20 protein-coding genes and 1 pseudogene are annotated in these 23,627 nt (G+C 51.5%); 18 read left to right on the plus strand and 3 right to left on the minus strand.

Annotated features, from left to right (window positions below):
• The first annotated feature begins 44 nt into the window (after positions 1–44).
• From ACJO2E_RS12405 to ACJO2E_RS12420, 4 genes are all read left to right on the plus strand, one after another.
• Entirely contained in the window at positions 45–1,040 is a 996-nt protein-coding gene (locus ACJO2E_RS12405) for an acyltransferase family protein (protein WP_406964216.1), read from the plus strand.
• A gap of 90 nt (positions 1,041–1,130) precedes the next feature.
• Positions 1,131–1,574: a pilin gene (locus ACJO2E_RS12410; protein WP_406964217.1), complete on the plus strand. Its 444-nt coding sequence runs from the start codon at positions 1,131–1,133 to the stop codon at positions 1,572–1,574.
• Between the two features lie 128 nt (positions 1,575–1,702).
• Positions 1,703–2,467, plus strand: coding sequence for a 3'(2'),5'-bisphosphate nucleotidase CysQ (gene cysQ / locus ACJO2E_RS12415; protein WP_406964219.1), 765 nt, complete (start codon positions 1,703–1,705; stop codon positions 2,465–2,467).
• A 159-nt stretch (positions 2,468–2,626) separates the two neighbouring features.
• Positions 2,627–3,985 carry a fibronectin type III domain-containing protein gene (locus ACJO2E_RS12420; RefSeq protein WP_406964220.1) on the plus strand — a complete coding sequence of 453 codons (1,359 nt, stop codon included), beginning with the start codon at positions 2,627–2,629 and terminating at the stop codon, positions 3,983–3,985.
• A gap of 81 nt (positions 3,986–4,066) precedes the next feature.
• Here the strand turns inward: ACJO2E_RS12420 and rfaH are convergent, their stop codons facing one another.
• Positions 4,067–4,540, minus strand: coding sequence for a transcription/translation regulatory transformer protein RfaH (gene rfaH / locus ACJO2E_RS12425; RefSeq protein WP_406964221.1), 474 nt, complete (start codon positions 4,538–4,540; stop codon positions 4,067–4,069).
• 364 nt (positions 4,541–4,904) lie between these two features.
• On the opposite strand from rfaH, the gene rfbB reads away from it, so the two are divergent.
• The 9 genes from rfbB (at position 4,905) to ACJO2E_RS12470 (ending at position 16,535) form a co-directional block, all read left to right on the plus strand.
• Positions 4,905–5,957 carry a dTDP-glucose 4,6-dehydratase gene (gene rfbB, locus ACJO2E_RS12430; RefSeq protein WP_406964222.1) on the plus strand — a complete coding sequence of 351 codons (1,053 nt, stop codon included), beginning with the start codon at positions 4,905–4,907 and terminating at the stop codon, positions 5,955–5,957.
• The gene (gene rfbA / locus ACJO2E_RS12435; protein ID WP_406964224.1) at positions 5,954–6,826 is read left to right on the plus strand and encodes a glucose-1-phosphate thymidylyltransferase RfbA; all 873 of its coding nucleotides are present in this window, start codon (positions 5,954–5,956) and stop codon (positions 6,824–6,826) included. The genes rfbB and rfbA overlap by 4 nt, the downstream gene beginning before the upstream one ends.
• Positions 6,827–6,889: 63 nt before the next feature.
• Positions 6,890–7,741, plus strand: coding sequence for a glycosyltransferase family protein (locus ACJO2E_RS12440; RefSeq protein WP_406964225.1), 852 nt, complete (start codon positions 6,890–6,892; stop codon positions 7,739–7,741).
• A gap of 27 nt (positions 7,742–7,768) precedes the next feature.
• Entirely contained in the window at positions 7,769–8,656 is an 888-nt protein-coding gene (gene rfbD / locus ACJO2E_RS12445; protein ID WP_406964226.1) for a dTDP-4-dehydrorhamnose reductase, read from the plus strand.
• A gap of 15 nt (positions 8,657–8,671) precedes the next feature.
• Entirely contained in the window at positions 8,672–9,232 is a 561-nt protein-coding gene (rfbC, locus tag ACJO2E_RS12450; RefSeq protein WP_406964227.1) for a dTDP-4-dehydrorhamnose 3,5-epimerase, read from the plus strand.
• Entirely contained in the window at positions 9,225–12,641 is a 3,417-nt protein-coding gene (locus tag ACJO2E_RS12455; protein WP_406964228.1) for a glycosyltransferase, read from the plus strand. The genes rfbC and ACJO2E_RS12455 overlap by 8 nt, the downstream gene beginning before the upstream one ends.
• Positions 12,642–12,664: 23 nt before the next feature.
• Positions 12,665–13,417, plus strand: a complete 753-nt coding sequence (locus tag ACJO2E_RS12460; protein WP_406964229.1) for a sulfotransferase family 2 domain-containing protein — start codon at positions 12,665–12,667, stop codon at positions 13,415–13,417.
• Positions 13,418–13,432: 15 nt separating this feature from the next.
• A complete protein-coding gene (locus ACJO2E_RS12465) occupies positions 13,433–14,407 on the plus strand; it encodes a hypothetical protein (protein WP_406964231.1) in 975 nt (324 codons plus the stop codon).
• A gap of 718 nt (positions 14,408–15,125) precedes the next feature.
• A complete protein-coding gene (locus tag ACJO2E_RS12470; RefSeq protein WP_406964233.1) occupies positions 15,126–16,535 on the plus strand; it encodes a mannose-1-phosphate guanylyltransferase/mannose-6-phosphate isomerase in 1,410 nt (469 codons plus the stop codon).
• 10 nt (positions 16,536–16,545) lie between these two features.
• Here ACJO2E_RS12470 and ACJO2E_RS12475 read toward each other — a convergent pair.
• Positions 16,546–16,690, minus strand: a pseudogene (locus tag ACJO2E_RS12475) (IS1380 family transposase); the annotation flags it as partial.
• Between the two features lie 126 nt (positions 16,691–16,816).
• Here ACJO2E_RS12475 and ACJO2E_RS12480 point away from each other — a divergent pair.
• The 3 genes from ACJO2E_RS12480 (at position 16,817) to ACJO2E_RS12490 (ending at position 19,235) form a co-directional block, all read left to right on the plus strand.
• A complete protein-coding gene (locus ACJO2E_RS12480) occupies positions 16,817–17,716 on the plus strand; it encodes a capsular polysaccharide synthesis protein (protein ID WP_406964234.1) in 900 nt (299 codons plus the stop codon).
• A 65-nt stretch (positions 17,717–17,781) separates the two neighbouring features.
• A complete protein-coding gene (locus ACJO2E_RS12485; protein ID WP_406964235.1) occupies positions 17,782–18,396 on the plus strand; it encodes a sulfotransferase in 615 nt (204 codons plus the stop codon).
• Positions 18,396–19,235 (plus strand): FkbM family methyltransferase, encoded by an 840-nt coding sequence (locus tag ACJO2E_RS12490; protein WP_406964236.1) that lies wholly within the window; start codon positions 18,396–18,398, stop codon positions 19,233–19,235. Before ACJO2E_RS12485 ends, ACJO2E_RS12490 begins: the two co-directional genes overlap by 1 nt.
• A 23-nt stretch (positions 19,236–19,258) precedes the next feature.
• On the opposite strand, the gene ACJO2E_RS12495 is transcribed toward ACJO2E_RS12490, so the two are convergent.
• Positions 19,259–20,881 carry a hypothetical protein gene (locus ACJO2E_RS12495; protein ID WP_406964238.1) on the minus strand — a complete coding sequence of 541 codons (1,623 nt, stop codon included), beginning with the start codon at positions 20,879–20,881 and terminating at the stop codon, positions 19,259–19,261.
• A 306-nt stretch (positions 20,882–21,187) separates the two neighbouring features.
• On the opposite strand from ACJO2E_RS12495, the gene ACJO2E_RS12500 reads away from it, so the two are divergent.
• Both ACJO2E_RS12500 and ACJO2E_RS12505 read left to right on the plus strand, forming a co-directional pair.
• On the plus strand, positions 21,188–22,519 hold the full coding sequence (locus tag ACJO2E_RS12500) for a nucleotide sugar dehydrogenase (RefSeq protein WP_406964769.1): 1,332 nt from the start codon (positions 21,188–21,190) through the stop codon (positions 22,517–22,519).
• A gap of 14 nt (positions 22,520–22,533) precedes the next feature.
• Entirely contained in the window at positions 22,534–23,484 is a 951-nt protein-coding gene (locus ACJO2E_RS12505) for a Gfo/Idh/MocA family oxidoreductase (protein WP_406964240.1), read from the plus strand.
• Positions 23,485–23,627 lie beyond the last annotated feature (143 nt).

Below are 23,627 nucleotides of genomic sequence, written 5' to 3' on the forward strand. Positions count from 1 at the left end.
CTCCCGACTGCCCGGATCAAGTCGCCTGTAATGATGTTGTGGGGATGAAATATATCCCTGAACTGGACGGCATCCGGGCGCTGTCTGCCCTCCTGATCGTGCTTTTCCATTCGAAGGTTCCGGGCATGACCGGTGGTTTCTTCGCCGTGGATATTTTCTTCGTGCTATCGGGTTTTCTGGTGACTCAGCTGTTATGCAACCGCTATGCGCGGAGCGGGCGTATCGGCTGGGGCAGCTTCATGCGGCGCAGATTGTCGCGCCTGATGCCTGCTCTTGCGGTCATGCTTGTGGCTTATCTGGGCATGGCACCGCTGATGTGGGGCGATGCGGTTCCACTGGAAAAGCACTACCGGGACGCGTTACTGACCATTACATATTCCGTCAACTGGTTACGGTCCTGGGGGGAGCAGGTGGCAGTGCTGGGCCATGTGTGGAGTCTGGCCATTGAGATGCAGTTCTACCTGCTATGGCCGTTGCTGATGTTTCTGGTGCTGAGGCGGAATCGCGTCCATGGGATTGTCATTCTTTGCGTGCTCTATGTCTCAATGACCCTATGGCGGGGTATCGGGGCCATGGGGTTGGACGCCGTCTGGGATGTGTACCCGCGCACGGATATGCACGCCACCGGTCTGATCCTGGGTGCCATCCTGGCATTGCTGCCTCCAAAGCGACTCGGCTATCTGACGGTTCCCGGCATACTGGTTCTTGCTTTCTGCTTTACGTTTTTCAGCACCCACTGGGAGCCAACGGTACGTTACGGGTTTACACTGGCTGAACTGGGGGCCGCCCTACTGATACTGGGCCGCCCTGCCTGGCTTGGCCACCCGGCTCTGGGCTGGTTGGGTCAAGTGTCCTACGGGGTCTACCTCTGGCATTTTCCCATCATGCTGTATATGCGGACGGAAGATCTGCCATGGCAGCAGGTTTTCCTATACGGCCTGTCCTTGGCACTTCTGTTTGCTTCCCTTAGCTATTACCTGGTGGAACTGAGATTCCACAGGCCAATACGAAAAAGGCGCCTGGAATCAAGTGCTGGTTGAGTACGTCCAATAGCACAAATGCATGATTGGCCCCTGGTTTGCACAGCAGGCACTGTAAATAAAAATCCAAGGCAATAAAGGGAGTGCCACATGCGCCGGGGTAGTAACGGCTTTACGCTGATTGAGTTAATGATTGTCGTCGCCATCATTGGTATTTTGGCGGCCGTGTCTATTCCCTTGTATCAGGGATATGTTGCTAAAACGCACGTATCACGGGCCGTTGGTGAGCTCAGTCACTACCGGGCATCCATTGAAGAAGCCCTGGGATCCAATGAACCGGTTACAAACGCGGCGATTGAATATACCCCTTCCAATGTCACAACCGGCGACCTGGCTACCGATATCGCAACGTTTAACCCTGACGGTTCTGGTCACCTGCAGGTGACCCTGGGGGGCAATGCCCACCCCAATGTGACAGGTGTGGTTATCCAGTTCCAGAGAACAACATCCGGTCAGTGGACATGCGTCATCGATAATTCAGCCAACCCATCCGGCTGGAGCGACATGTACCTGCCTTCAGGCTGCACACTTTGATCTCATGGTATCGAGGAAGCTCGATTGTCGAGTGAGTGTATTTTCCGAAGCTGATAGACTTCGGCAGTAACCTTTATAGTCCTTGCTGCAAGCCTATCAGATAGACCCACTCGCAATCAGGAATCCCGATGAACGACGCCTCACTACTGGACAACCTCCTCCAAATCGCCGACACCGCCAGCGAAAAGGTCATGGCAATCTACCAGACCGATTTCGAGGTGAACACCAAGGAAGACGACAGCCCCATCACCGCCGCCGACATCGCCAGCCATCACGTTATTGTGGATGGCCTGAAGGCGCTGACCCCGGATATCCCCATCCTCTCGGAAGAATCCGCCAACGCCCCCTGGGACGAGCGCAAGCACTGGACCCGTTTCTGGCTGGTGGATCCGATTGACGGCACCAAGGATTTCACCAATCGTACCGGGGAGTTCACCGTCAACATTGCGTTGATCGAGGATGGCGAGCCGGTGATGGGCGTGGTCACCGCCCCGGCCCTGAATGAAGCCTACTGGGGCATCAAGGGGCAGGGCGCCTGGAAACGGGAGGCGGATGGCAGTACCCGTAAACTGCAGGTGGTGGAGCCACCGGAAGCGGTGCGTACCGTCGCCAGCAAGAACCACCTGAACCAGGAAACCCGTGACTTCATTGAGCAGTTGGGTAAGCATGAACTGGTCCAGGCCGGCAGCAGCCTGAAGTTCTGCCGTATCGCCGAGGGCAAGGCCGATATCTATCCGCGCCTTGGGCCAACCTGCGAATGGGATACCGGGGCGGCCCATGCGGTGCTGGCCGCCGCCGGTGGAAAGGTCAACAAGCTGGATGGGACGCCGTTGCTCTATGGCAAGGAAGACGTGCTGAATCCATACTTCGTAGCCTCCGGTGCCTGGTACTGATTCCATAGGGGGCTTTGTAACCAGAAATTTCCCACTATTACAGTGCGTTACAATGCCAAAAAACCGACGAAAACAGCGCTCGCAAACGGCAACCGGGTAACAGTATCAAACGGCCAAGGGCCCTAGGATAACACCTCGACGTTTCTCCGGAGGTGCCCCATGGTTGTCGCCCGACTCACTGCCGCTTTACTGATCGCCACCCTTTCACTGTTGCTGGGTGCCTGTGGAGGCGGTGGTAGTGGTGCCGGGAGTTCTTCCTCGGGCACCTCGGCTTCATCCAACACCCCGGAGCCGGAGGAAGACCGCTCCGTGACGATATCCGGCTACGCCGTCAAGGGCGTTATTGCGGAGGGTATTGTCACTGCCTGGGTACTGGATTCCGACGGCGCCTTCGTCCGGGTAGGGGAGCCGGTTCGCAGCGACGAACGCGGTTATTACGACCTGGCCGTCCCGGCTGGCCAGGATCTTATCAAGCTTGAACTGACCAGCGACGGCAACACCCGCATGCGCTGTGATGCTGTCGACGGCTGCCAGGGGTATGGCGGCTCGGGCGCGGCCGCCTTTGGTGAAGACTTCTGGCCAGGCCCTGACCTTCAACTGGAAACCATCGTCGCCATTGGTGGCAGTGAAGGTCCCACCAGTGGGCACCTGACACCCCTCACCACCCTCAGCACCACCCTGTTCGAGGTAACCGGTGCCGATAATGGATGGCAGGGAGTCGAGCAGGCACAACGCCGGGTAGAGGCCTGGTTCGGCCTGCAGGCAGGCGCTGTGGCGGTCACCCCCGTGGACATCACCCGCGAGCTGCCCGCTGACCTTGCCGTAACCGACCTGGAAGCCGCGCTGGTTAACTCCGCCTTCCTGGGACTGGCTGAGGAGTTTCCGGTCGAAGGGGTGCAGGGGGTGATCGATGCTTTTCGACACCAGCTTATGAGCACCGGCGAGATTGCCCCTGATGACGCAGACGGACAACCAGGCAGCGACCGCATCAGGGCGCGTGCGGCAATTCACGCCTACACCCTGGCTGACGGTGAAACCAATACAGACACCCTGTTGTCAGCGGCGGAGCGCTTGGTTGGAACCATGGACGATCCGGTTAACGCAGGCACACAACCGGACGATCATCCGGCATCCGGCGACGAAGATGCAACAACCGAAGGCAAGCCCGAAACCGCACCGGAACCCGAGCAGGACCTGGTCCAGCAGCCAGCGCCGGAGCCCACGCCAGAACCTGCACCGGAAACCGCCGTGGCCAGACTCTCCTGGCAGGCGCCGCTGACCCGTGAAAACGGCAACGCCCTGTCCATGGGCGAAATCGACCGGTACATCGTCCGTTATGGTACCCAGCCCGACGTGGACCAGATGACCAACGAAGTCATCGTGGAAGACGGTCAGGCGATGGAATATGAGGTCACCGATCTACAACAAGGCACCTGGTACTTCGCCATGCGCACGGTTGACCAGAATGGGTTGGAGAGTGCCTGGTCAGAAGTTGCCAGCAAGACAGTGGTCCGGTAAACCCGGAAACTGAAGCAGTCGCCGTTGCATGAAATTGTCTCGGGCGCAGCGGCGATTCATCCAACGGGTGAGATCCCTGTCTCACAAATCTCCCAACCGAACCCTGACCTCCTGCTGCTTCTGCATGAACGAAATCAGCACAATGGCCCGCTCCTCGCCGTCGTAGGCCTGGAAGATCCCCTCCACGCCCCGGAAGGGCCCGTCCTGGATCTGGACCTTCTCGCCCTTCTTCAGGCCGCCTTGCTCCTCAACCGCTGTCAGGCCATCGTGGATATACTCGATCACCTCATCCGGCACCGGTATGGGCCTGCCACCGAAGCCCACCACCCGCAGTACACCGCGGGTGGAGCGCAGCTTGCCCCACAACGGGTCCGACTCATCTATATTGATAAACAGGTATCCGGGGAAAAGGGGCTCCAGCCGGGTAGTGCGCTTACCGGCACGGATGCGTTCCACGGTAACCTTGGGGTGGAAGCACCGGGCATCCTGATTCTGTAGATTCTCCAGCGCCCGGTCCCCCTGGGCGGGTTTGTGTTGGATGGCATACCAGGGCATGGAACGTTCCTTGTGCTCAAAACGTCAGGGTAGACGGTGCGACTCAATCAGTGAAGCCGTTAGCCTATCGAGGGGGGCAAGGGTACCGGGCATTGCCGGAAAAATAAATGCAAAGCGGAAGCTTTGACAGGTGTTAACCAAAAGATACGTCGAATCTCCGGGTTTCGACCAAGGTGCCCTTGTCGTTTCAGTTGGGTTACGTAGAATTGCATCACATTTTTCGAACGTTCGCGCCAGGAATCAACAATCCAACCCCATGCCAGAATGCACTGATATCGGGTTGGTGGGGCGGTAGCGTGTCCGCCGGCCATAGAATTCACCGCTTCAAACGCGAAAGCCGTCAAGAACAGGAACACAGAGAAACATGAAACTACTGGTAACTGGCGGAGCCGGCTTTATCGGATCGGCGGTGATTCGCCATATCATCGCCAATACATCGGATTCAGTGGTCAACGTGGACAAGTTGACCTATGCAGGCAACCTGGAGAGCCTTGCAACGGTTAGCGCCGACCCCCGGTACACCTTTGAACAGGTGGATATCTGCAACCGCACCGAGCTGGATCGTGTCTTCCATGAGCACCAGCCGGACGCTGTCATGCACCTGGCGGCTGAAAGCCATGTAGACCGCTCCATTGACGGCCCTGCAACGTTTATCGAAACCAATATCGTTGGTACCTATACCCTGCTGGAGGCCGCTCGTCAGTACTGGAACAATCTGAAAGGGGAGAGTCGGGAGGCCTTCCGCTTCCATCATATTTCCACCGATGAAGTATACGGCGACCTGGAGGGCCCGGAGGAACTGTTCACGGAAGAAACCTCCTATGCCCCGAGCTCACCCTATTCGGCCAGCAAGGCAAGCTCCGACCACCTGGTGCGAGCCTGGCAACGCACCTACGGCCTGCCGGTACTGGTGACCAACTGTTCCAACAATTATGGCCCGTACCACTTCCCCGAGAAGCTGATCCCGCTGATGATCCTGAATGCGCTGGATGGCAAGCCGCTACCCGTGTATGGCAAGGGCAACCAGGTGCGTGACTGGTTGTATGTGGAAGACCATGCCCGCGCCCTGTATAAAGTGGTAACCGAGGGCGTGGTTGGTGAAACCTACAACATCGGGGGCCATAACGAAAAACAGAACATCGATGTGGTGCGCACCATCTGCATGCTGTTACAGGACCTGGCCCCTTCCGATACCCGTTACCAGGACCTGATCACCTACGTGGCCGACCGCCCGGGGCACGACCTTCGGTATGCCATTGACGCCAGCAAAATCCAGCGTGAATTGGGCTGGGCCCCCGAAGAAACTTTCGAGACCGGCATCCGCAAGACCGTGCAATGGTATCTGGATAACCTGGAATGGTGCCGGCGCGTGCAGGATGGCAGTTATCAGAGAGAACGCCTGGGAGTGAATCAATGAAGGGCATTATTCTGGCCGGTGGCTCCGGTACCCGGCTTTATCCGATTACCCGGGGCATCTCCAAGCAATTGTTGCCGGTTTACGACAAGCCCATGATTTACTACCCGCTATCGGTCCTGATGCTGGCAGGTATAAGGGATATCCTGGTGATTACCACCCCGGAAGATCAGGACGGCTTCAAGCGGCTGCTGGACGATGGACGCCAGTGGGGCATCAACCTGACTTACGCTGTTCAGCCGAGTCCGGATGGTTTGGCTCAGGCCTTTATCATCGGCGAAGACTTTATTGGTGATGACAGTGTTTGCCTGGTGCTGGGCGATAACATCTATTATGGCCAGGGCTTCAGCAAACTGTTGCAGTCTGCCGCATCCCGTGACAAGGGCGCGACTGTGTTCGGTTACCGGGTAACTGACCCGGAGCGTTTTGGTGTTGTCGAGTTCGATGAGCAGCAACGAGCAACATCGATTGAAGAGAAACCCGCACAACCGAAATCGAACTATGCGGTAACGGGCCTGTATTTCTACGACAATGATGTCATCGACATCGCCAAGTCAGTAACGCCCTCATCCCGGGGGGAACTGGAGATCACCTGTGTGAACCGGGCTTACCTGGAACGTGGTGATTTGAACGTGGAGCTGTTGGGGCGTGGCTATGCCTGGTTGGATACGGGAACCTATGATTCACTCCATGAGGCCGCAGGTTTCATCGAAACACTTGAGAAACGCCAGGGCCTGAAAGTGGCTTGTCTGGAGGAGGTCGCCTATCGCATGGGGTACATCGACAAGGCTCAGTTGCTGGAACAGGCGGAACTGCTGAGGAAGAATAGCTACGGACAGTACCTGAAGATGCTGGCTGAACGTGGGTTTTAGGATTCCTCATAGGGTACGCCACGTGAGACTTATTATAACGACTACATACCGCCCGGCCACTGAATGCACCTGCTGATATCGGAAGTAATACACGACTGGGATGTGGAAACACTGCGGCCAACGCTGAGTTCCCTGTCCCGAAGCCTGGATGAGGCCTCCAGGGCCGGGGTACTGACGTCGGCGACGCTTTGGCTCTCATACAACGGCCCGGCTCCCATAAATGAAGGGGCGGCAACGCAGCTTCTGGAGTCCGTATTCAACTGGCCAGTCAACTTGCGGATGAGCCAGCCCAATCTGGGATATGGGGGGACCAACAATCTGGCCCTGGCTGAAATGTTTGAGGTCTCGTCGGCAGAAGCCGCCCAAACCGCCATCCTGGTTATGAACCCGGATGTCCTCCTGGAAGAGAATACAGTTACCGAAGCACTGAGCCATATAAACGCCGATAAACGGTGTGGGCTGGTGTGCCCCCAGATACTGGACTGGTCTGGTCGCGCAACCACCCTGGGGCACAAACGCTATCCGTCGCTGGCCGTACTGGCTGCCCGCTTGCTGTACCTCCTGTTCCGGTTACCCCCCGTCCGCTCGTTGAACGCCCGCTATGAATACCAGGACGTACCCCTCGATCAACCCATGGACGACGTTGAGTTGTGCAGTGGTTGCTTCATGTTGGGGCCCTTCCGTTATTGGCAACAGTTAGAGGGGTTTGATACACGTTACTTCATGTACTTTGAGGATTTTGACCTGGCAATGCGTGGACGGGAACTCGGCTGGAAGAATCGTTACATTCCTTCGGTACGGATTCGACATGCCGGGGGCGGTGGTGGCCAGAAACACTGGCGGCACCAACTGTGGTTGATTCGGTCCGCGTTCAGGTTTTTTAATCGCCATGGCTGGCGCTTTTGGCGAGTGTGAATTCTTCAGGATGGAGGCATCTCTCTAATGATTCTGGTAACCGGTAGCGACGGTCAAGTGGGCTATGCCCTGCTCAGGGCATTGGCGCCCCTTGGCGTAGTGAAAGGGCTAACCCGCGCGGACGGCGACCTCTCCAATCCGGAGGAAGTCAAGGTGCTACTGGACCGGTACCGGCCAACCTGTATTGTAAACGCAGCCGCCTATACGGCGGTTGACCAGGCGGAGTCTGATCCGGAGTCGGCGCAGGCATTGAACGTCGGGCTACCCGAGCAACTAGCCCGGTGGGCAAAAGCCAATGATGCCCATTTGTTCCATTACTCCACGGACTATGTCTACGATGGCAGTGGCTCACAGCCCTGGAGAGAGGAGGATGCCACTGGCCCGCTCTCGGTTTATGGGAAAACCAAGCTGGCCGGTGACCAGGCGCTCCTGGACGCCGGTATTGGTGCGGTCATTTTTCGCACCTCCTGGGTATATGGCTCCCGTGGTCGTAATTTTATGCTGACCATGCTGAAGCTGGCGATGGAACGGGATGAACTGAACGTTGTGGCCGATCAGTGGGGAACGCCGACGCCAGCGTGGTTGATCGCACAGGTCACCAGCGTGGCGGTGCGGGAGAAACTCCGTGACTGCAGTGCGCTGGAAGGGGTTTATCACCTCACGTGTCGGGGCGAGACCACTTGGTGTGATTTCGCCAGGACGATCATGACTGAAGCCCGGCAACTGGGTGCGACCCTGAAGATTGTGACTGATCGAGTCAAACCGATTCCGACATCCGAATATCCCGCACCTGCGCCGCGCCCCCTGAATTCCCGCCTGGATGTGAGCCGGATTGAACAATCCCTCGGCCTGGTACTGCCGGATTGGCAGCAGGCGTTACAGCTGACGGTACGGGACTGGGCTGAATATCGATAATTTGCAAGGTTACTCATGAAGGTTACAAAAACACCCCTTGAGGGCGTATTGATTCTTGAGCCGCCGGTTTTTGGCGATGACCGGGGCTGGTTTACCGAGAGCTTCAACCACAGGAAATTTGCTGATGCCGTCGGGCGGGAAGTGATGTTCGTCCAGGACAACCACTCACGCTCGGCTCGCGGTGTGTTGCGTGGTATCCACTTCCAGATCGGCGAGGGTGCCCAGGGCAAACTGGTGCGCGCGACCGCCGGTGAGATCTTCGATATCGCTGTGGACCTGCGTAAAAGCTCACCCACATTTGGGCAGTGGACTGGTGTGGTGCTCAGTGTGGAAAACAAGAAACAATTCTGGGTACCGGCCGGATTTGGCCACGCCTTCCTGGTGACCAGCGAGTCCGCAGAAGTTCAGTATAAGGTGGACGCCTATTGGTCTCCTGACCATGAGCGGAGTTTGCGATGGGATGATCCCGAGGTCGGGGTTGAGTGGCCTGATGTTGGGGAGATTCAGTTGTCTGGGAAGGATACAGAAGCGCCGACATTGGCTGACCTGAAGCGGGCAGGGGATCTCTTTGACTGATGAACCGCAGAACTCCGTTATGAAAAAGCGAGTCATAGTTGTTCTGGGCATGCACCGCAGCGGAACCAGTGCGATAACGCGTGGTTTGCAGGTACTCGGTGCCGACCTGGGGCCCGAGCTCATGCCGGGTATCAAGGGAGATAACGACAAAGGGTTCTGGGAGGACCTTGGCTGCTACCGGATCAATGAACGGATTCTTGAGAAGCTGGACTCTGCCTGGGATGCTGTTGGAACGGTGTCAGAGCAAGCTTTAACCGGAGAGAAGCTTGCTGAAGAGTATAGCGATGCAGTTACTCTCATTCGGGATCGGCTCGCCCAAGTTGATGCTTTCGCATTTAAGGACCCGAGAACGGTAAATCTTCTGCCGTTCTGGCAAAAGGTGTTTGCTGAACTTGATCTGGATGACCGTTATCTAATTACCCTGCGAAATCCCCGCAGCGTGGCCGATTCTCTTGCCAAACGGAATACATTTGCACGCGAGAAATCCTATTGCCTCTGGATGAAGCATACCTGCAATGCACTGCGTTACGGCACTGCCAGACCATTCGTGGTGGTGGATTATGACCAGTTCATGGAGAATCCGGCCCACGAGCTTGACAGGATGGCAAAACCTTTGGGTTTTGAGGCGCCAGACTCTGAGAGCGCGGAGTATCAGGAGTACATTGGTGAATTTCTTTCAACGGATTTACGGCATAGCAAATACGCAGGGCCTGTTGGAGAAGGCGATGTAGTGCCACTGTTTGTTGCCGACCTGTATCAGATGTTGCTTGAAGAGGCATCTGACAGCAGGAAGGGGGCTGCTGAAACACCGTTGAGTGAGCGATGTCAGCCGCTGCGTGAGAAGTTTGAGCAGTATGCGCCGGTGTTCGATTATGTTGATCGGCTGGAAAAGGCGGAGCGCAAAGAATTGCGTGAGGTTGAACAGGTCCAAAATGAACTTGGTCAGACCCGAAATGAGCTGGAAGTAGTTCGGGGTGATCTGGCGGATGCGCGTGACTCTATTTCGAGTTTGGAAGTTGAACTCAAAGAACAAAAGGGTTTGTTGTCGGAAAAAACAGAGCAATTGAAGCAAGTGTATTCCCGGCTTGAGAGGTTCCATGGGGCTTTGCTGGGCAGACTTTTTCTCCTCAACGAGTGGATTTATCGAGTTCTGCGTTTGCGCCCCCGCTCAAAGAGTCTCTATCTTCAGCTCGTCGAAGAGGGACGTAGCCATCTGCACAACGAGGGTTCCCCGGCATCTGATTATGTGGACGCGCCTGCGGGCCGGCTGCAGATGGTGAGTAGTATCATCAAATACGTAATTCGCCATCCCTATTCCAGTTTGCGATTGGTCAGCTTCTATCGCATCAAGAAGCTGCTGTACACGGTATTTTTGGCTGACTCTTCAACTGCTCGCTCTTGGGTAGGTGCGCGTTTCCCGGCTGATCATGCCGCAAGCCGGAAGCCTGACATCTTTCCGCCGGAAACCATGTCTGAAGATGTGGAACTCATCTTCCCCGAAACCGGTGGTCCGGAAGTTTCCATCGTTATTCCCGTCTATAACCAGTACCAGACAACCCTTTCGTGCCTGATAGCGGTACTCGAGCACACTGGTGAAGTGGATTATGAGGTAATCGTTGCTGACGATTGCTCCACGGATATCACCAGCACTATTGAACATCGCATTCATAACATCCGGGTGGTGCGAGGCGACGAAAACTTCGGTTTTCTTGGCAACTGCAATAACGCGGTAGCCCATGCTCGTGGTAGGTATGTGGTGTTGTTGAATAACGATACCAACGTACAGAAAGGCTGGCTGAGCGCACTGGTGAGCACCATGAAGGCCGACTCCAACGCCGGGATGGTAGGCCCCAAGTTGTTGTTTGAGGATGGTGTGCTGCAGGAAGCTGGTGGCATTGTGTGGAATGATGCTTCCGGATGGAACTATGGCCGGGGCCAGTCCCCGGACCAGCCCGAGTTCAATTATGTGCGAGAAACGGATTACATTTCCGGGGCCTGTGTTCTATTCGAAAAGCAGATCTGGGACGAGCTTGGTGGCTTCGATGCACGCTTCAAACCTGCCTATTACGAAGACACGGATTTAGCCTTCCAGATCCGGGCCCGTGGGCTCAAGGTGCTGTATCAGCCAGAGTCCGAGGTGGTGCACTTTGAGGGTGTGAGTAACGGCACCGACGTTGGAAGCGGCATCAAGAAACACCAGGCCATCAACCAGGAAGTGTTTCGGGAGAAATGGCGGGATGTCCTTGGGAAAGAGCATTTCGCCAATGCCCAGAACGTATTCCAGGCCAGAGAGCGCTCGGCGGCCAAGCGCACCGTGGTGTTTGTTGATCATTACGTGCCGTTCTATGACAAGGACGCTGGTTCACGGTCCACTTACCTGTACGTGAAGTCCATGGTCGACGCCGGGCTGAACGTCAAATTCGTGCCTGCCAACTTCTTCCCTCACCAGCCTTACACTCGAAGCCTTCAGCAACTCGGTGTTGAGGTGCTGCTAGGGGAGAGGTATGCGCGCAGTTGGAAAACCTGGTTCAGTGACAATGCCCAGTATATCGACGTAATTTACCTGCACAGGCCACATATCACGGAAGATTTTATTGATCACATGACCAGACTGCAGCCGAAGCCGAAACTAGTCTACTTCGGTCATGATCTGCATTACCTGCGCACACACCGCGAGGCTGAGATTAGAGGTGATAAGGCAATTACTTCAGCTGCACAAGACTGGCAGAGGCGTGAGTTGGCGATCTTTGAGAAGGTCGATAAGGTGTACTACCCGTCTGAAGTGGAAGTTGCAGAGGTTAAGCGTGTCTCTCCCAGTACACATGTATCTGCGATTCCGCTCTATTTGCTGAATACTCCTGATATCAGACAATACCGTCATCAAGACCGAGAAGGACTGTTGTTCGTAGGTGGATTCGGCCATCCGCCAAACGCTGATGCGGTGCAATGGTTTGTGAGCGAGGTGTTTGCTGCTTTGGTCAGGGAGGTTCCGGATATCTGCTTGCACGTAGTTGGGTCTTCGGTACCGGATAGCATCAAAAATCTTGCGAACGAGCATGTAAAGGTTCACGGCTTTCTATCGGACGAGGACCTGAATGCCCTGTACCGGAAAATCCGGGTATGCGTAGTACCGTTGCGTTTTGGGGCCGGCGTCAAGGGCAAGATTCTGGAGGCTCTGCAGGCTGGAGTTCCCATCTCCACGACCAGTATTGGTGCAGAAGGATTGCCTGAAGCCGACGAAGTGATGGCGATTGCCGATGAGCCGCGAGAAATGACTCGTCAGTTACTTGCGCTTTACAACGAGCCTGAGGAATGCCACAGGTACCTGAGCAAATATCAGGAATACATCGAGAAGAACTTCAGTCAGGCGAAAGTGCAGGAAGTCATCACTGCTGATTTCCTTAATTGATTCAAACTGAGAACAGATAGTTTATGCGTTACGTAATTACCCACGGTCATATTTTCAAGAATGCCGGAACCACCTTTGACTACGCGCTGGAAAAAGCGTTCGGTAAGGACTTCTGCGACCATCGGGATGATAAGGAGATGCGTCAGGGAGGCGCGGAATACCTGAAGCAGTTTATTCTGGATAACCCCAACCTCAAGGCGATCTCGAGCCACCATCTGTGTAATCCCCTGCCTGAGTCGGATGAGTTCACATGTATTCCGGTTTATTTCTTAAGAAATCCCATCGAAAGAGTGCTTTCTGTTTATAACTTTGAGCGAAAGCAGAAAAGAGGATCAAAAGGTGCGGAGATGGCTTCCAAGCTATCATTAGATGATTATATACGTTGGCGAATGACACCAGAGGCTCCAAAAGTAATATTTGATTATCAAACGGCTTACCTTGGGAAAAAAGGCCAGTTGAAGCCGCAAGATACTGTTAGTTTCGAAATGTTTCAGCGAGCATCTCATCGAATCTTAAGTGGGGACGCTTTAGTTGGGGTTGTTGAGCGGTTTGATGAAAGCTTTGACTTTATAAACAAGAAATTGGAAGAGTATTTCCCTGACGCAGCTTTTTCCTACAAGAAGAAGAATGTGAATAGCAGCCTATCAACAAAAGAAAAATACCGAAAAGCTATTAATGAGTTGTCACACAGCCTCCCGGATATAATTTCTGGGAATACGTGGGATCTCGCTCTTTACAAAATTGCCAATGAGCAGCTTGACAAATCATCTAGTTAAAAATTATATAATTCAATGATTAAAGTTATACTTCATATCGGAAGACATAAAACCGGAACATCTTCTCTTCAGCGTTTTTTTTATGAGAATCCTGAGTTGTTGTGGTCTCATGGCTTAGTGTATCCAAGTATTTATTTGAAGAGGATCGCGCACCATAATCTATCTGAACCATTTCGACCGGGGGAGTTTAACAAGTTAACTAACAGAGAAAAATCGTCTCTTATCGCTGATGTAAGATCAGAGCTGTATGCAAATCTGAATCAAAAGGATGTAGTCTACCTCTTCAGTTCAGAGGCATTTCAAAATGTCGATCCAATGATTATTCGGCAAATATTTGATCCCAATATCTTTGAGGTTGTAATTGTTTGTTATTTTCGTGATCAAATAAGTTATTTGGCATCCGCCTATAATCAAAGGGTGCATGCAACCGAGTATTCAGGAACTATCTACGATTATTACAGAAAGTATTTCCGGGCAAATTACTATAAGTTTGCAAGAATATGGAATGATGCCTTCGACTCAGTAGTATATCGGAAGTATGAACGCTCTAGTTTATATCGTTCCGATTTGATACAAGACTTCTTTAAAAGTGTGTTAAATGTTGAGCTATTAGAGGGTGGCCCTCCGAAGGACAGTAATCCCAGCTTAACTGAAAAATTTGTCTATATAAAAAGGAAAATTAATGAGTTGACGGCCAATAAAGAAATTTCTTTACCTAGGCGACGAAGAAGTATTTACTTAGGTCTCGCAGCACTCTCTGAGCAACATGGCGGTGAAAAGTACAGTGTGCCACCGCTACTGGCATTATTGGTCTTTCTTCAGTATAGAGTCTCGAATAAAAAATTTTTTGATTGTTTCATGGACGACAGTAAAGGGTTTTCGTTAAAGCCTTTGTGGGCTTCTGTCAAAAAAACTGGAAAGCAGAGAAGTGTGACTTCAAAGGAAATCAACGAAGTTCTAGCAGCGTTGGAAGATGATAGAAATAACTGAGGTCCATCAATTCTAATTATTTTGTGATAGTTCTAAGTTTTATCATTAGCCTGATTTCTGATGAGTAACGCTGAGCTGAACAAGTGGCATCTAGCCGAAATGCAATTGCAGCAACAGTTATTTTATACTGCGCAATCGTTCTAAGGCTATTCGACCTTTCGTTAAAGGTAAAAAGAACTAACTTGGGCTCTTAAAGAGCTCTGTTGGTGGTAGGCTGGCGCTGGCCAATAGGCTCTAATGACCACTTAGCCCATTGAAGTTTTCCATAATTGTTATTTTGATTGATATAAGTGGTGTCTCGAAAATCGATATTGATTTTATGTTATGAGTGGTAAATCATCGAGAATAGCTTTATTTCTTTCTGGAGTTTTGTGTGGATCAGTACGAGAACTTTTCTGCTGCAGGGTGGCGATAGATCTCAAGCGAGTAAAAAATCTCAATATTTATTCGCTCCAAGAGCATAATCTGAGATTATAATTGCTTTGCTCTTGGTTTTTCCGGGGTTCCAGAAAAATGTTTATTTGGTGATTTATTCCGATTTACTGAGATGTGTTGAATAAAGACAGCGAAATTCTTTAGCATTCCGTTAAGTGGAAGCGATAACCATTGATAGATATAACATTTTCTTATTCTTAAGCTCTTTGTGAAAAACCAGTTGTTTTAAGTGAGGGCAGAGATTTTCAGTCTGGCCTTAGCTTCAATGTTTGAAGGTTTACATATGATTCAACCAGTTATTCTCGCCGGCGGTAGCGGCTCGCGGTTGTGGCCGCTATCCAGAAAGTTGAACCCCAAGCAGTTTCTGGACCTTGTTGAGAAGGATCGGTCGATGCTCCAGGCGACATTGGGGCGATTGGAGGGGCTAGAGGTCTCGGGTCCTACAATCATTTGTAATGAGGATCACCGCTTTCTGGCGGCCGAGCAGATGCGCCAGGCGAATTTTGCTGATGCCCGTATCATCCTCGAGCCAGTGGGGCGTAATACCGCACCGGCTATAGCACTAGCATCGCTGGAAGCCGTTGAAGGAGGCGAAGATCCGGTTCTCTTGGTCTTGGCTGCGGATCACCTTATCAGCGATGTTGGTGCCTTTCAGGAGCAGTTGGCGGTAGCGACGCCTTTGGCAGAGCAAGGCAAGTTGATTACCTTTGGCATTGTGCCCACTTGCCCCGAAACTGGGTACGGTTACATCCATCGAGGCAGTGATGTTGTTGGGGGAGGGTATACGGTATCCCGGTTCGTGGAGAAGCCGGATCTGATGATGGCGGAACAGTACGTGGCTTCGTGTGAGTATCTCTGGAACAGCGGCATGTTCATGTTTCGGGCCAGCCGCTATCTTGAGGAACTGGGTCAATTTCGACCTGACATTCTCAAGGCCTGTCGTTCGGCTGTGCAGGGTAAAGTAAATGATATGGACTTTGTAAGGGTAGATCCTGCTGCCTTCGAGGCTTGCCCGGAGGATTCCGTTGATTATGCAGTGATGGAAAGGACAAAGGACGCTGTGGTTGTGTCCCTGGATGCGGGATGGAGTGATATTGGCTCATGGTCCTCCTTGTGGTCTGTGAGCGACCGGAACGCGGAGGGTAATGTGCTATCAGGTGACGTTATTGCCGTCGAGACTGAAGATACGTTGGTGCGTGCTGACCATCGGCTCGTGGCCACCCTTGGTGTAAAAGACCTGGTGGTAGTTGAAACCAAGGATGCCGTGTTGGTAGCGCATAAGGACCAGGTCCAGGGCGTGAAAAAGGTGGTTGAACAGCTCGAGAAGGATGCTCGTAACGAACATATCAATCACCGGGAGGTCTATCGCCCTTGGGGAGTTTATGATTCGGTTGATAACGGTCACCGCTACCAGGTTAAAAGAATTACCGTGAAACCAGGGCAGAAGCTGTCGTTGCAGATGCATCACCACCGTGCGGAGCACTGGATTGTAGTGAGCGGTACTGCGAAAGTGACCAACGGTGAAAATTCCTATCTGGTCTCAGAGAATCAATCAACTTACATTCCTATTGGACAGGTACACACCCTGGAGAATCCCGGGGTCATTAACCTAGAACTGATTGAGGTGCAATCAGGATCATACCTTGGCGAGGACGATATAGTGCGCTTCGAGGACCGATATGGACGTCGGTGACCAAAGTAGGAGGCCTTTCGGTAAGTCAGACGGTGTTGCTTGTTGACTTCCCGAAACATGAGCAACCCAGCATCGGAGGTAATATGACCTCCGGAGAAATCGCCATCAATCTGGCCGCATGCGAGTGGCGAGAAGGTCATTTTTTCGGGTACCATTGAAGCGGCCGTTGGTGCTTAATGGATTGGTTAATTCCTTGAAATAATAGCACTTTTAGCTGCCTTATTTTATATCCTATGAGGAATCAGGCTACACTGGCGTAAGTCAGGCTGAAGTAAGGGGGAATGGACATTAATTCTGAGGAAAAGCCAAGCTTGAACTTTATAATGGAAGAGAAGGATATTAATTATAGTAGAAATACCATTTGGTTTTTTTGGGATGAAGGTCTCGAATTAGCTCCGGAATTGGTTAAGATAAGCTACGATAATTGGCGCGTAATGAATCCGGAGTATGACGTAGTATTGTTAACTACAGAAAACGTTGAAGAGAAAATCGGTCTAAATATTACAAGCCTTTTTCAGTCAGCATCTGCTCGGCTTGGTATGGCAGGGAAAACTGACTTTCTACGTTTGTATCTTCTCTATCACTGGGGGGGCGTATGGGTGGACGCCACAACATTCTGTCTTAAACCCTTAGGGCAGTGGCTCAATGTACAGGCTGAAGCTCCATTTTTTTGCTTCGTTCAGCCTGATAGCTGCCCCGATAGGCAGTTGATTTCGTGGTTCATAAGCGCACAACCTAAGAACCCTTTAATATATCATCTTTTGATTGATGCATACTTATATATATTCAAGGAGAGATCTCAGAATATAGGTATTAGTTCAATATCAACTGCAGATAAAAATAAATATCCTGAGCTTGTTTCAAGAACTTCTACTGGTAAAGCATATCTCCAAAAAGAAGAAGAAAGAGGCGTAGTGCCTTATTTTTGGTTGTTTTACCTATTCAATGAAGTGGTAAAGACGCCAGGCCTAGAAAAACATCTTTCTATTGACAGTTACCTTTCCAGAAGATACTCCCAGCCTTCCGCGAAATTTTCCGACTTTATTCAGTCGTATGTTTCAAAGCAAACATACCGAGTGAGCCTCTCCGATTTCAGAGAACGACTAAATTTTCTAGAAGAGAAGAATATGATTAGTGAGGTGGGCATGAACTTGATTGAATGCAGCCGTTTTTCGTCGTAGACCGGTTTGTGAATGTGCTTTTCTTTTATGAAGAAAGTTGATGAAGTTAATCGGAGTGAGATTCAATGAAATATCTTTGTTCAGGTTGGAATCGTACAGGTACAACCACAATGGGGAGTGTCTTTAAAAAACTGGGTGGAAAACATGTCACTTTTAGCGAAGAGCTGTTTGATTGCTTAATTGAAGGAAGGGTAGAGCACCTCCTTGATGTTGCTTCAAATGCTGATTCAGCTGACGACTTTCCTTTTAATATCTTGTATCCGGAATTAAAAAAGGAGAATAAAGATCTTAAAGTGGTCCATACATATGTTCGTGATCCTGAAGTATGGATAAAGAGACAAAAAACACTCGCATTAAGAGCCCCTACAAAGCGTTTAAGAATTTGCAATTTATTTCTTTATGGAAAGGCATCGCCGTTTGGGAACGAGAAATCTTTCATTGATAGATATCTGAGCTACAATAATGAAGTTTTATCTTTTTTTGAAGGTGATCCTAACTTTATTAAAGTGGATCTAACCGATTTTGAAGATAAAAAAAGACTATCTTCGTGGATAGAAGTAGAGTTAAATCATGATATTGGAGGAGATGATTTTACTATGGAAAATGTCACAAAAAAGCCGTTCTCTAGTTACAGCCTTAATCATCTTCAAACTATCAAGCATAATGTGAAATCAAGTTAATGGCTATGAAATTCCCAACCCACGATCGTAAGATACTTCAATTCTTAAGAGAAATTAGGTTTTCTATTGATAATGACTCGGACGAATTGGCAGTAGATAAGTTTTCAACACTTTGCTCTTTGTTTGAAGAGCTTTGCGACTTTAATTATGAGGTCCATGAAGGATATATTAGAGTTGAGCAAAATGGTTTAACAATTGCTTTTCCTTTTCCCTTGCCAAGAATAAAGCTAGAGCATATCGCTTGTGGCTATGAAAATTGGCTGTTTAATAAATATCAGTTAGAGGGCTTTGTTGAGGTTGATCAAGGCGATACTGTTGTAGATTGTGGAGCGTTTGTTGGTGGTTTTTCTGTAGCGTGTGCCAAAATTGCAAAGTCTGTCATTGCGATTGAACCCTCATCACTTAACTATTTTTGCTTGGATGATAACCTAAAGCCGTACCAAAATTCGTTGTCTCTTCGATTTGCACTGGGTGATAGGTGCGGTATTGTGAGCCTAAACTGTTCCTCCTCAGCTGTAGAGCATTCACTGTTGGAGCCCGATGATGGAGCTGCTTCTTACACAGAGACAGTAGCATTGTCTAGAATCGACACTTTAATGCAGGCAATTGGTATTGATAGAATTGATTTTCTGAAACTCGAAGCCGAAGGTTTTGAACCAGAGATTATCTATGGGCTGGGGGAATTTCGTCCTAAAAAGCTAGCGATTGATGTTAGTCCTGAAAGAAATAATGAGTCTCCTGCTCATGAAATTGCTGAAGTTTTAGGTCGCAGTGGATATGAGTGTAGACAAAGGGGGCAAGTCTTATTCGCTAAGGATGCTTCGAGCTGGAGATCCTGAACGGCCTAACCTATTGCCTATATTTAAGATTGAAGCATTCTATGTAGTATCTTTGAAGCTTCGGAATACTTCTGATTAGTGGTAGCTTGTTCAAGATTGTGACAAAGAGCCAGCAATTGTGATGTCGCTCTGTCGTTGTCATCTGTAGCTCGATTACATGGCTCAATGCTCCATTCTCCCCAGTAGGTTGATATGATGTCTTCATTTGAACACATCAAGAGCAGGTTTGACTTGTTCCTTGGGTTTCGGATTGCGAGCGGCAATGCTTTTAGTTCTTCTTTCCACGTTGGTAATAACGCAAGCGCTTCTTTCTTAAGATCTTTACCATCTTCTGTTGATGAGGCAGTGATTCGCTCTATAAGCTTTTTATCAATTCGGTCCCATATCATTAGCCTTGAACGCTGATGCTGCTCAATCAGTTCGGAAGATGGCGTGATTTGTGAAAGTGTTTGATCAAGTTCGCTGAGTGCGCTCTTTTTTCTTGAAGTGGGAAGCGGGGTGCAGCCTGAAATGTCAAAGATGTGAATATGGAACTGTTTCTTTGTGGTCGCCGCGCGCAATAGTTCGGGGCTGGGTAGATTTTCCGGCGGCGCCAGTAGGAGCGTGGCTTCATGCCGGGCTTTGGCAGTTTTGTTTTTGTCGAAGACCCTAACCAGATACTTCTGATCTGGTGAGCGAACTTCTACTATAAAGTGGAGGATATTTTGCAATCCCGTGTCCATCCAGCTTATGCGGGTCTCGCTTGGTTTCGCGCCGCTTAATTTGCATACGTATTCAATCAGTTCTTGTTGGTCTGCATCGTCGGTCAGATAACCCCACACGGAACCTTGCTTTCCGTGGTAAGTATTAGCAAAGGCGTGATTCTCGAAGGTAATAGCTTTAATCTTCGGTTGATGGGTATTAAGGAAATAGATGCTATTTATGCCGGCTGCCATCTGAGAGAAAAGCTGGCGCGAAAGAATAATTGAGAGCAAAACAGCGAGAAATCCAGGGATTGTGTCTACCATATAGTCAATTACTATGGTTAGGAATAGCGCCAGGAAGCCAACATTTGAAAGAGTGCCGAGGTGTTTTCCGAGTTGGCTTGATATTGTTGTCCATTGGCTGGGTGCTTTTGCCCAAATCCCAGAATAGATTCCTAGACATACCGCCACGTAGATAGCGGCAACGGCCGCGAGTTCCCAATATAGCCAAGTAAGAATGGCAAGTCCTGCGATGACAAAGAGCAGGCTGGCGATTGTTGCTGTAAACTTTAACAAGGCGGTTTGTGCAAGGTTGTCTTGGTTTTCAAACAGAGCCAGTTTATCCGCGTGCTGCTGTACTTTTGAGGCGCCTTTTCCGGCTAGATTTTCAATAGTTTTAGTGGCGATGCTGTTGAACAGAAAGGCGCCGATTGCTATTGCTGCTAATGCAGAGATGAGAATATTTTCGTTTACATGGTCAAAAGCCGACGGAAGAACATTAGGTATATTTCCGCTGCTCATGATCATCACGATCTTCAAGGGCAACAGGAGAGAGGCGATCAAGGCCAGTTGAGCGAGAAAGGTCAGGGTGATGGCTGAAACGGTACCCACCGGGAAAACCCGAAAAAATCTTGCTCCGAGCATGGCATACCATTGTAGTGCCGCTCCAATCTCTTTCAGCATAATGGTTTGATGATCCTTGACTTAGTGGTGGGTTCGGTGCTTTGGGACGAAGGCCTAGTCTAGCTGGCAATTCTACCACAGCGAATTCGTTGGATGTGCCGTCCTACCTGTCTGCGGTTGCAGTATGGAAACAGGCAAGTATACTTCGGGCGTGTTCAGGAGACGTGCTTCTACGGCATGGTCCTACAGCTGCAGAGTCACGTTTCGAATTAGCCTCATACCATCGTGATGCCGTTGGGTCTTTAGGACGCAAGTCAGTATCCATTCCTACGTTAATTTTAGTTGCAGGTTACATCTTTGATGCCTATGTCTAATGGTAACTCCGTAGCAGGCTGCCTTCCGGCACTTCTGGGGAAATTTTCCGATCGTAAAGCCGTGATTGGCGTAGTCGGATTGGGCTATGTGGGCCTGCCGCTGGTCCTGCGGTACAGTTCCGTTGGCTACAGGGTGATTGGGCTCGATATCGATGAAGCGAAAGTAGCCAGGCTGAACGCGGGTCGCAGCTACATTGAGCACATTTCGGACGAGAAGGTGGCTGCTGCCCGGGATGCCGGCTTTGAGGGGACAACGGACTTCAGTAGCGCAGCGGAGTGCGACGCCCTTATTCTTTGCGTGCCCACGCCGCTGAACAAGTACCGCGAGCCGGATATCAGCTACGTTGTGAACACCACGGAAGCCCTCCGACCTTACTTCCGGGAAGGGCAGGTGATCTCTCTCGAAAGCACCACCTATCCCGGCACTACGGAGGAAGAGTTACTTCCCCGGATTGAGAACGACTACCTCACGGTCGGCGAGAACATTTTCCTGGTGTACTCCCCGGAGCGGGAAGATCCCGGTAATCCGGATTTCGAGACACGGACCATTCCAAAAGTGGTCGGGGGGCATACCCCGAATTGCCTCGAGGTTGGTGTTGCCCTGTACGGGCAGGCCATCGATCGGGTGGTGCCGGTCAGTTCCACCAAGGCGGCGGAAATGACCAAGTTGCTGGAGAACATCCACCGGGCCGTCAACATTGGTCTGGTCAACGAAATGAAGATCGTCGCAGACCGCATGGGCATAGACCTGTTTGAGGTGATTGATGCCGCTGCCACCAAACCCTTTGGTTTTACCGCCTACTATCCGGGGCCGGGTCTTGGTGGTCACTGTATTCCCATCGACCCCTTCTACCTGACCTGGAAGGCTCGGGAGTACGGACTGCATACCCGTTTCATTGAGCTTTCCGGTGAAATCAACAAGGCCATGCCTGAATACGTGGTGGGCAAGGTGATGGACGGGCTGAACGATGCCGGCAGGGCGCTTAAGGGCAGCAAGGTGCTGGTGCTCGGCATTGCCTACAAGAAGAATGTAGACGATATGCGGGAGTCCCCTTCCGTTGAGATCATGGAGATTCTGGAGCAGAAGGGGGCAGTGGTGTCATACAGCGATCCTCACGTGCCGGTGTTTCCGGAAATGCGGGAGCATCACTTCGATTTATCGAGCGTTGAGCTGTCGGAGCAGGCATTATCTGAATACGATGCTGTCATACTTGCGACCGACCATGATCGGTTTGATTACGACCTGATCAAGTCTGCTGCCCGTCTGATCATTGATAGCCGCGGGAAATACCGCGAGACTGCTGCTAACGTTATCAAAGCCTGAACCGGAATCGATCCATGAAGAACTTTGCGCTCATTGGCGCGGCGGGCTACATCGCCCCACGCCACATGAAAGCCATCAAGGAGACTGGCAATCACCTGAGCATTGCCTACGATACCAACGATTCGGTCGGTATCATCGACAGCATCTCCCCAGCCAGCGAATTCTTTACCGAGTTCGAGCGCTTCCAGGAATACGCCTGGCAACTCAAGCGTAGCCCGGAAACTGCATTGGACTACGTGGCTGTGTGCTCACCCAACTATCTGCACCACGCCCACATCGCCGCAGGCCTGCGTCTGGGCTGTGATGTGATCTGTGAAAAGCCCCTGGTGCCGACGCCGGAGTTGTTGGACGAGCTGGCACTGATTGAGCGGGAAACCGGCAGGAAGGTATACAACATCCTGCAACTCCGCCATCACCAGGCCATCCTGGACCTGAAGGAAAAGGTTGCCAGCGAGAACCGCGCGGACAAGTATGAGGTGGAGCTCACCTACATCACCTCTCGTGGCAGGTGGTACATGGAAAGCTGGAAGGGGGATCCCCGCCGGTCATTTGGCGTGGCCACCAACATTGGTGTGCACTTCTTCGACATGCTGCATTTCGTTTTCGGCAGGTTGCAGAAAAACGTTCTGCACTATGCCAACGAATACAAGGCCGCCGGCTATCTGGAATACGAAAAAGCCAGGGTACCCTGGTTCCTCTCCATCGACGCGAACGACCTGCCGGAGAGCGTAAAAGGCAAACAGCCAACCTATCGTTCCATCACCTGCGAAGGCGAAGCAATCGAGTTCTCCAGCGGCTTCACAGATCTGCATACCGTAAGTTACCAGGAAATCCTGGCCGGTCGGGGCTACGGCATAGAAGACGCCCGCCATTGCGTGGAAACCGTCAACCACATCCGCACCGCTCCCCAGGAAACCCCGGCGCCAAACGAAGCCCACCCCTTCCTGAACCGCCTGATTAAGTAGAAGGTCAGCGGTGTACTCTTCCCCTCTCCCTCGACGGGACCAGCGAAGCGCAGAACAGCCGCAGGCTGGCCCGGAGGGCGAGGGGCGAAGTCCCGAGTAATGGGGGCAGGGGAGAGGGTGGAGTAGGCCCGAACCAAGTCAGA

It is taken from the genome of Marinobacter shunpengi, assembly GCF_045449695.1.
GTDB lineage: Bacteria > Pseudomonadota > Gammaproteobacteria > Pseudomonadales > Oleiphilaceae > Marinobacter.

Bases quoted from the DNA above. Each gene is read 5' to 3' on its own strand.
- ACJO2E_RS12420 (WP_406964220.1), top strand. From the start codon at position 2,627: ATGGTTGTCGCCCGACTCACTGCCGCTTTACTGATCGCCACCCTTTCA.
- ACJO2E_RS12405 (WP_406964216.1), top strand. From the start codon at position 45: ATGAAATATATCCCTGAACTGGACGGCATCCGGGCGCTGTCTGCCCTC.
- ACJO2E_RS12465 (WP_406964231.1), top strand. From the start codon at position 13,433: ATGATTAAAGTTATACTTCATATCGGAAGACATAAAACCGGAACATCT.
- ACJO2E_RS12500 (WP_406964769.1), top strand. From the start codon at position 21,188: ATGTCTAATGGTAACTCCGTAGCAGGCTGCCTTCCGGCACTTCTGGGG.
- ACJO2E_RS12495 (WP_406964238.1), bottom strand. From the start codon at position 20,881: ATGCTGAAAGAGATTGGAGCGGCACTACAATGGTATGCCATGCTCGGA.
- rfaH (WP_406964221.1), bottom strand. From the start codon at position 4,540: ATGCCCTGGTATGCCATCCAACACAAACCCGCCCAGGGGGACCGGGCG.
- ACJO2E_RS12480 (WP_406964234.1), top strand. From the start codon at position 16,817: ATGGACATTAATTCTGAGGAAAAGCCAAGCTTGAACTTTATAATGGAA.
- rfbC (WP_406964227.1), top strand. From the start codon at position 8,672: ATGAAGGTTACAAAAACACCCCTTGAGGGCGTATTGATTCTTGAGCCG.
- ACJO2E_RS12460 (WP_406964229.1), top strand. From the start codon at position 12,665: ATGCGTTACGTAATTACCCACGGTCATATTTTCAAGAATGCCGGAACC.
- ACJO2E_RS12485 (WP_406964235.1), top strand. From the start codon at position 17,782: ATGAAATATCTTTGTTCAGGTTGGAATCGTACAGGTACAACCACAATG.
- cysQ (WP_406964219.1), top strand. From the start codon at position 1,703: ATGAACGACGCCTCACTACTGGACAACCTCCTCCAAATCGCCGACACC.
- ACJO2E_RS12505 (WP_406964240.1), top strand. From the start codon at position 22,534: ATGAAGAACTTTGCGCTCATTGGCGCGGCGGGCTACATCGCCCCACGC.
- ACJO2E_RS12470 (WP_406964233.1), top strand. From the start codon at position 15,126: ATGATTCAACCAGTTATTCTCGCCGGCGGTAGCGGCTCGCGGTTGTGG.
- ACJO2E_RS12410 (WP_406964217.1), top strand. From the start codon at position 1,131: ATGCGCCGGGGTAGTAACGGCTTTACGCTGATTGAGTTAATGATTGTC.
- rfbB (WP_406964222.1), top strand. From the start codon at position 4,905: ATGAAACTACTGGTAACTGGCGGAGCCGGCTTTATCGGATCGGCGGTG.
- ACJO2E_RS12490 (WP_406964236.1), top strand. From the start codon at position 18,396: ATGGCTATGAAATTCCCAACCCACGATCGTAAGATACTTCAATTCTTA.
- rfbD (WP_406964226.1), top strand. From the start codon at position 7,769: ATGATTCTGGTAACCGGTAGCGACGGTCAAGTGGGCTATGCCCTGCTC.
- ACJO2E_RS12440 (WP_406964225.1), top strand. From the start codon at position 6,890: ATGCACCTGCTGATATCGGAAGTAATACACGACTGGGATGTGGAAACA.
- rfbA (WP_406964224.1), top strand. From the start codon at position 5,954: ATGAAGGGCATTATTCTGGCCGGTGGCTCCGGTACCCGGCTTTATCCG.